Raw genomic sequence first — 7,831 nt, 5'->3', positions numbered from 1 at the left:
CTATGCGAGAGTAGTTCACCGCCAGGCTCCTCATCAAGTAAAAAGCCCGTCTCGAAAGAGTCGGGCTTTTTGCTTTGCGTCGCCCTGGTGGTGAACCTGCCCGAGCCAGCGAACGCTATGCGACCAGTTCGTCCGGAACTAACTGGGACAGCCAACGGCTGGCCGCGAAGCGGCGAACCTCATGGACGAGGTGAGCAATGTAGTTCACCGCCAGACGTTCACCGCTGGTAGGCCAGCCCCGCAGCCTCCCCATTAAGTAAAAAAGCCCGCAATGCGGGCTTATTTAGCTAAGATGATGGTGATATTTCCACTGTTTAGAATCGTTGCAGGCTGCCCATAGAGTCAAAACGCCAGTGCGGCTGTTGCAGCGCTTTCAAATAAGCACCTGCTTTATCTAATTCAATCGCTTTAATAAAATGGTTATTCTGATCAAGAAAGATTAACCATTGTTTTGCTGTAGTTGTCAGTTGGCTATCTTCGACATATTTGTGCATACCAACATAGGCAGGAGCGGGTTTTTTCCAGCCTTGCTCTACTTTAAATATAAACCGGCTTTGATAATCCAAATGCAAGAAATTGGCTTGCTGCACAGCAGATAACTGATGTTTATTGCTAATAACAACTTGAGCGATAGCCGTGCTGCGATTTATCAGTTGCTCAACCTGATTGTTGCGGCTAACAGCAGCTTTAGGTTGACTAATAGCCTGGCTAAGTGGCAATGCTATTTCTAACGAAAACAAGGCTATTTCATAGCTATCTAACATAGCCTGCAGACCTTTTTCGTCCTGACAGTTACTCGGCGTTATCAACGTCTTTAGACTGGTGCTGGTTAGTTTCTGGTCAAATTTCAGCAGCCACTCGATTTCATCGCTATGTACTGCTTGTTTTAATAAACTGAGCAGTCTGCTGCGATGTTTGTCCGTTAAGCTGCGAACGTCTTCCCCTTCTATCGGTTGTTCCTTGCATTGCATGTAAAACGTATTAATAGCGTTTGAGTACAAAACGCTGCTGACGGCTGATTGCAGCGTACGTTTTTCAGAGGTGGAATAACCACTGGCAGCTGCCGGAATGGCTACCAAAGTAGAAAGAAGAGGGAATAAAATTAACATAAATGCGCTATCTGAATAATTCTGGCGGCACCTTAGCCTGTGTTGATAAAAAAGGAAAGTGAATACTGGTGTGAGCAGTTGCAGTACAGACCGACTGCGTTCAGATCCAACAAAATTTTAGTTGGATGGCTACTAAATCGATATAACTTTTTCTATTGTTAAGCCCGCTGAGCTGTAACAGCTGCGGCCAATTTAGCCCTTGCCATAAAAGTGGGCAAAGCAGTTTGCTCAGTTCAGCCGGTAGGCGCTGATAATGTACGTTGAACCAGCTTAACAGCAGGTGACTGATTAGCTCGAACGGTCGCTTACCTTCACTAAACAACTTTAGTTGCTCCAGCTCTGCCGCACTGAGTGCTGGCAGCTCTGGCGGTGTTGCCAGCGCGATGGCCAATTCAGCGCTTAACTGCGGGTATAGTAATGGCAGATTACTGTATAAGGCGGCGCTGAAACTCTGCTGCAGGCGTTGGCAAATCTCAGCCGGGCCGGTAACAGCTTGCAGCATTAGTATCGAATATTCAGCACTGGCTTTGTCAGTGCTGCTGCCCAAGCGTACCGGCGTATAACCGCCTTGCTGCCAGAATTCTAATAATCCTGCTGTCGCGCCGAAGCTAGTGCCGAGGTATGCCACATCAGCCTTTTGCGCGGCTTGTTTGATATAACGCAGTAACTGAGTCCCCAGCTGCTGTCGTTGTAACGCCGGTTGCACACTGATGCGCATTACCCGCCACAGTGCAACGCTTGCCAATTGCGGTTCAGCCAGATGAAATGCCAGACTCTGTGCCAATAAATGGCCCTGCACACGGCGTTCGCCATGATACACCGCTGTTGCCAGCTCCGGTGCCAGTTCGCCTTCACTGCTGATTAAGGCGCACGCCAGTACCTGATTATCCTGCTCCAGGGTTATAACCTGTAGCAAAGGGTTATCCAGCAGCGCAGCCAGATCTCTTACTTGCGTTTGATAATGGGCCTGGCTTAGCAGATGAAAGACCTGCTGCAGCTTTAGTGGTGTGTTAAGCCAGTCTGCGGCTTTATAGTGGCCGACATTTAGCGGTGCATTGGCAGCGTAAGTTGGCTCGCCGACCGGCTGTTGCAGCAAGAAACCGGCAAAGATCAGCTGCTCTAACGGATCTGCGGTCTGGTAACGCACCGGTTGTTGCAATTGCAGCTTTTTCCAGCCCGGGCACTGTGTCGTTAAATGCTGTTGGAACCTTAACTGAAAACCGCGGCCGGTACCTTCATAGCCATGTTCGGTAGTGGCAAACACTATACGGCTGAAACGGGCTAACAGCTGCTGCAACACCGGCGTTGGTATCGCGGCGGCTTCATCTATCAGCAGTAAATCGGCGCGGTTGTTGCTGCGCAGCAGTTGGTCAAAAGGCACAAACTGCAATAGCTGATGCTTCGCGGGGTCGGTTAATTGCTGAAAATGCTGCAAGGCGGTTTGCGCTGCCAGTGGTGACGGTGCGGTAATGATTATCTGCTTACCCGAACTAGCCAACTGAGCGGCGGCGATACCCAGCGCAGCAGATTTGCCTCGGCCACGGTCGGCAGTTATTACCAAAGGCCGGCGCCTGTGACCATGAACCACATGCATGATGCTCTCAACTGCCGTTTGCTGCTCAGTACTGATATAAGGTGCGGTTATTTTGTTAAGCGGCGCTGCAGCGGGCCAGCTAAGCTGACGGCTAAGCTGTTCGCCGTCAATGACAACGGCATTTTGTTGGGCTAATTGCAGTAGCCAAAAAGCGACAAAATGGCCCTGATGTTCAGCGGCATCAACAGGGTAAGGCAACAGGTTTTTGTGCGCCGGATTAGCCTGCTGTTGCCACTGCCGGAAGGGCGGACAGAGCAATAACCAGATACCTCCGGCCTTGACGCAGCCGGCTGAAGCTGCGACTAAATCAGCGTTAAAGCCGCTGAGCGCATTGATCACTAACACATCGCATTCACTGCCCAGCAGTTGATAATTTTGTTTACCGGTTAAGTTTATTGCAGCAGCCGGCGCCCCGGCGCCAAGCCAGTACAACTTGTTATAGCCAACCGTGCTGAGTAATGCTGTAGTGTGCGACAGCAGGGCATCTTCTGTGCCCTGCCAGATCACCGGCAAGCGGATATGCAACTGCGCGGCCTGTTGCTGCCACTGTTGTAGCTGAGCCAGCAGCGCAGTTAACGGCATTTAGCCAACCGCCTGCAACCGGGCATAGGCCGTGACCAGCCACTTGCTGCCCAGATCGTCAAAATTCACCTGAATGCGTGATTGGCTGCCGGTGCCTTCATAGTTCAACACTGTGCCTTCGCCGAATTTATCGTGCAGTACGCGCTGGCCCAGCTTAAAGCCGGTATTTTCAAAGGCGACATGCGAGGCGGCACTACCAAAGCGGTTAAATTGGGTGGGCCGGCTAACCTGAGTGGTCAGGCGGATTTCTTCTACGTATTCTGCCGGAATTTCACGGATAAAGCGTGACGGCTTATGATATTGCTCTTGCCCGTACAAACGACGGCTTTCGGCATGGGTTAAATACAGCTTTTTCATTGCCCGCGTCATGCCGACATAACACAGCCGGCGCTCTTCCTCTAACCTGGTCGGGTCGTCGCCACTTTGTTGGCTGGGAAACATGCCTTCTTCCAGGCCGCAGATAAACACCAGTGGAAACTCCAGGCCTTTGGCACTGTGCAGTGTCATCAACTGCACCGCATCAGAGTGTTCTTCGGCCTGATACTCACCGGCTTCCAGTGCGGCTTGTGATAAAAACGCTGCTAATGGAGTCATATCCTCAGCGCGGCGTTCATCAAAGTTCTGACAAGCAGTGATCAACTCGTTTAAGTTTTCTATCCGTGTTTCAGCTTTCTCGCCTTTTTCTGCCTGATACATGGCATATAAACCGGACTGCTTAATGGCGTGTTCGGCTTGTTCATGCAGTGGTAGCTCTGTTACCTGGCTATGCAGCTGCTCTATTAGCTGCATAAAGTTATCAATGGCAGAGGCGGCGCGGCCGGTCAGTTGTTTTTGCGCTAACATCTGTTGCAGGCTTTGCCACAGCGTTTGCTGTTGGGCGCGGGCATATTCGCGCACTTTGTTTAAGGTAGTATCGCCAATGCCGCGCACAGGGGTGTTAATAATGCGCTCCAGCGCCGCATCGTCCTGTCGGTTATTCAGCAAGCGCAGGTAGGCCAGTGCATCTTTAATTTCCTGGCGCTCATAAAAGCGCAGGCCGCCATAAATGCGGTAGTGTAAACCTTCCTGAATTAACGCTTCTTCCAGTACACGCGATTGGGCGTTATTGCGGTATAAAATCGCGGCTTCGCTTAAGCGATCGCCCTGTTTGTGCCAATCGCGGATGCGGCCAACAATAAAACGCGCTTCGTCCAGCTCGTTAAAGGCAGTGTACTGTGATATCACTTCGCCCTGAGCGCCGTCGGTCCACAAATCCTTACCCAAACGATCGGTGTTATTGGCAATTACCGCATTGGCGGCTTTTAAGATGGTTTCAGTAGAGCGGTAGTTTTGCTCCAGCCGCACAGTGTCAACATCGGGGAAGTCTTTTAAGAAAGTTTGGATATTCTCTACCCGGGCGCCGCGCCAGCCGTAAATAGACTGATCATCATCACCGACTATCATTACCTTGGCACTGCTGCCAGCCAGTAAGCGTAGCCAGTTGTACTGAATAGCATTAGTATCCTGAAATTCGTCTACCAGGATATGGCGAAAACGCTGCTGATAATGGCCGCGTACCTCGCTGTTTTGCTTTAACAGTTCAAAGCTGCGCAGCAGTATTTCGGCAAAGTCGACCAAACCGGCGCGGTCGCACATGTCCTGATAAGCGGCGTAAATTTTTACCATTTGTTGCAGGCTAAAATCGCCGCCGGCGTCTATCATGCCCGGGCGCAGGCCATCGTCTTTGCGGGCATTAATAAACCACTGAATTTGCTTTGGCGGCCAGTGCTTTTCATCCAGGTTCAGTGCTTTTAAAACTCGTTTTACCAGCCGGTACTGATCATCACTGTCGATGATCTGAAAACCCTGCGGTAAACCGGCTTCCTGATAATGCGCGCGCAACATACGGTGCGACAAGCCATGAAAGGTGCCCATCCACAGATTGTTTAAACTGACGCCTATGGTGCTTTCAATCCGGCTGCGCATTTCCTGCGAGGCTTTATTGGTAAAGGTTACTGCCAGTAAACTGAAGGGCGCTACCCGTTCTACCTGCATTAACCAGGCTAAGCGATGCACCAGCACGCGGGTTTTGCCACTGCCGGCGCCGGCCAGCACCAACATGTGTTGCGGCGGTGCCGCCACCGCATCGCGTTGTTTATCGTTCAGCCCGTCCAGCAGGTAAGATACATCCATCAGAAAGTCTCGCTAAGCATAATGGCGGCCATTATAGCAGCCCTGTGCCATGCGCCAAGTAAAGTGGGCCGGTTTTAGTGGATAAATAACCAGTTGTGTAGGCAGCTGGCTACAACAATATTTGCTTAAGCTGATAAATGTCCGTCAGGCGGATATGCGGCAGTACGCTAACGAAACCTTGATAGTGATCCAGCCAGGCGGCCTGACAACCGGCGTTTAGTGCGCCCATCACATCGGCGCGGTGGCTGTCGCCAATATGCAGTATTTGCGCCGGTGCTACATTAAGGCGTTTTGCCGCCGCAATAAACAGATCGGCATAAGGCTTCATCCGGCCATCCGGCCCGGCCTGCAAGCTGAATTCGAATAATTCGCCGATACCCATTTTATTGATGCAGGCATTACCGTTGGTAATGGCTATAAGCTTATAGCGCTTTGCCAGTGCAGACAGCAGTTGCTTTACCTGCGGCTGCACGTTAATGCGGGTGCGCTCGGCCAGAAACGCGCTGTAGGCCAATTCCGCAATTTCGCCTGCTTCACATTGTGCCAGCCCGAGGGATGTTAAGCCGGCTTCAATACCCAGCAAGCGCCAGCGGCCGATATCATGGCGAATAGCAGGATTGCCATGTGCTAGCAGGCGGCGCTGTTGCCACCAGAATTCGCTGTCTGTGTTCTGCGTTAGTGGTACATGTTGTGCCAGCGCTTGTAGCATTGCCTGCTCGGCAGCGGCAATTACCGGCGTGTTATCGTACAAGGTGTCGTCTAAATCAAAAGACAACACGCTAACCGGCTGAAGTGCTTTAAATAATTGCATATTTATGACCATGTTGCTGGTTGCAGTACTTGTTGCCACTGCACTGCTGTCAGCTGTTGACTGAACCAATTTAGCGCCTGGCCCTGGCTGTGCTTTTGCCATGCCAGATACACCGGTACTTTATCTCTGGGTATACTGCAGGCTTTGGCAATCAGTTCACCGCGTGCCAGTTCAGCTGTAACCAAATGGCTTGGCACAAAGCCGATGCCCAGCCCTTGTTTTTGCGCGTCAATTTTTGCCTGCATATTACTGACAATAACGCGCTGGCGGGTATCGAACAAGCCGGACGAGCGCTTGGGCGCGTCCAGCGCAGAGTCGGCCACGATAATAGCCGCAAACTGCTGTACATCTTCAATGCCGACAATACGATCCAGCGCCGCCAATTGGTGATGCGGAGCCACCGCAAAGACAAATTCTGCTTCACCTAATGGCAACAGATTAAACTGGCCTTTGGGTAAATCGCCGGATACGCCTACCGCTAAATCGGCGCGCTCGGTTTGCAGCGCTTCCCAGCCGCCGGCCATCACTTCCTCTTTTACCAATACTTGAGTAATTTTGCCCAACTGTAAAAACCGGCTAATCACATCCAGCAGTGGAGCATTAGGAATAATACTGTCTTTGGCAATGACTAACTGTGTTTCCCAGCCGGTATCCAACTGCTTTACCGCATTTTGCAGCTGGTTAGCAGCATGCAGCAAAGTACGGCCTTGTTCCAGCAATAGCTGGCCGGCTGGCGTTAACTGCGCCCGTTGTTTGCTGCGGTCAAACAGCGCCACGCCCAAATCTGATTCCAGTTTGGCAATGGTATAACTCAGTGCCGACGGCACCTTGTACAGCGCTTCTGCCGCTGCGGCAAAGCTGCCTTTGCGGTCAATGGCGTCTAAAGCTCGCAGCGCATCTAAACTCAGAGCATTTTGCATAACCGGCCTATCTAAAATTAAATTCAAATATTTTGAACAGTGTAGTCAAAACATTGTGTTTTTACACGGTAAATTATCCGGCTATAGTTAGCTTATCGACGCAAAGTGTGCTGTCGAGTGGCAGTAAACTTAACTTTAAACAATTTTGACAGGTGATAATATGGCAACTTCAATCGTACAAAAAATCTTAACTTCTAATGCCGGTGTTGCGGCTTTGGCACTGCGGGTACCGGTAGGTATTATTTTTGCTGCACATGGCGCACAAAAACTGTTTGGCTGGTTTGGTGGCTACGGCCTGGAAGGCACCGGCGGTTGGATGGACAGCATAGGTTTATCACCCGGTATCGTTATGGCATTTTTAGCCGGCGCGGCAGAGTTTTTCGGCGGTATCGCTCTGGTGCTGGGCCTGTTAACCCGCCCCGCGGCACTGGCACTAAGCATTGCTATGGTAGTGGCGATAGTGGCAGTGCACCTGCCAAACGGCCTGTTTATGAGCAATAACGGCTACGAATTCGGCTTAGCCCTGTTAGCCGCCAGCGTGTCACTGCTGTTTAGCGGCGCCGGTAAAGCCTCACTGGATAGCGCACTGGCCAAGCGGTTTAACTAAGGCTGAGTAGTATATAAAAACGCCCGGTTCTGCCGG

6 protein-coding genes are annotated in these 7,831 nt (G+C 51.2%); 1 reads left to right on the top strand and 5 read right to left on the bottom strand.

What is annotated here, in order from left to right; genetic code table 11:
• Nucleotides 1–314 precede the first annotated feature (314 nt).
• The 5 genes from ACYVIC_RS15115 to ACYVIC_RS15095 all read right to left on the bottom strand — a co-directional run bounded on the left by ACYVIC_RS15115 (nucleotide 315) and on the right by ACYVIC_RS15095 (nucleotide 7,188).
• Nucleotides 315–1,109 carry a hypothetical protein gene (locus tag ACYVIC_RS15115; RefSeq protein ID WP_460861295.1) on the bottom strand — a complete coding sequence of 265 codons (795 nt, stop codon included), beginning with the start codon at nucleotides 1,107–1,109 and terminating at the stop codon, nucleotides 315–317.
• 100 nt (nucleotides 1,110–1,209) lie between these two features.
• The gene (locus ACYVIC_RS15110; protein WP_460861293.1) at nucleotides 1,210–3,285 is read right to left on the bottom strand and encodes a tRNA(Met) cytidine acetyltransferase TmcA; all 2,076 of its coding nucleotides are present in this window, start codon (nucleotides 3,283–3,285) and stop codon (nucleotides 1,210–1,212) included.
• Nucleotides 3,286–5,457 (bottom strand): DNA helicase II, encoded by a 2,172-nt coding sequence (gene uvrD, locus ACYVIC_RS15105; protein ID WP_460861291.1) that lies wholly within the window; start codon nucleotides 5,455–5,457, stop codon nucleotides 3,286–3,288. It abuts the gene before it with no gap.
• A gap of 109 nt (nucleotides 5,458–5,566) precedes the next feature.
• Nucleotides 5,567–6,268, bottom strand: coding sequence for an HAD-IA family hydrolase (locus ACYVIC_RS15100; protein WP_460861289.1), 702 nt, complete (start codon nucleotides 6,266–6,268; stop codon nucleotides 5,567–5,569).
• Nucleotides 6,269–6,270: 2 nt separating this feature from the next.
• Nucleotides 6,271–7,188, bottom strand: a complete 918-nt coding sequence (locus tag ACYVIC_RS15095; RefSeq protein WP_460861286.1) for a LysR family transcriptional regulator — start codon at nucleotides 7,186–7,188, stop codon at nucleotides 6,271–6,273.
• Nucleotides 7,189–7,348: 160 nt separating this feature from the next.
• Here ACYVIC_RS15095 and ACYVIC_RS15090 point away from each other — a divergent pair, with 160 nt between their 5' ends.
• Complete coding sequence (locus ACYVIC_RS15090) at nucleotides 7,349–7,795, top strand: DoxX family protein (protein ID WP_460861284.1); 447 nt, start codon at nucleotides 7,349–7,351, stop codon at nucleotides 7,793–7,795.
• The last annotated feature ends 36 nt before the right edge of the window (nucleotides 7,796–7,831 follow it).

It is taken from the genome of Rheinheimera gaetbuli (assembly GCF_054781935.1).
The sequence above is the reverse complement of the archived record's forward strand: the minus strand, read 5'-3'. Positions and strand labels throughout refer to the sequence as shown.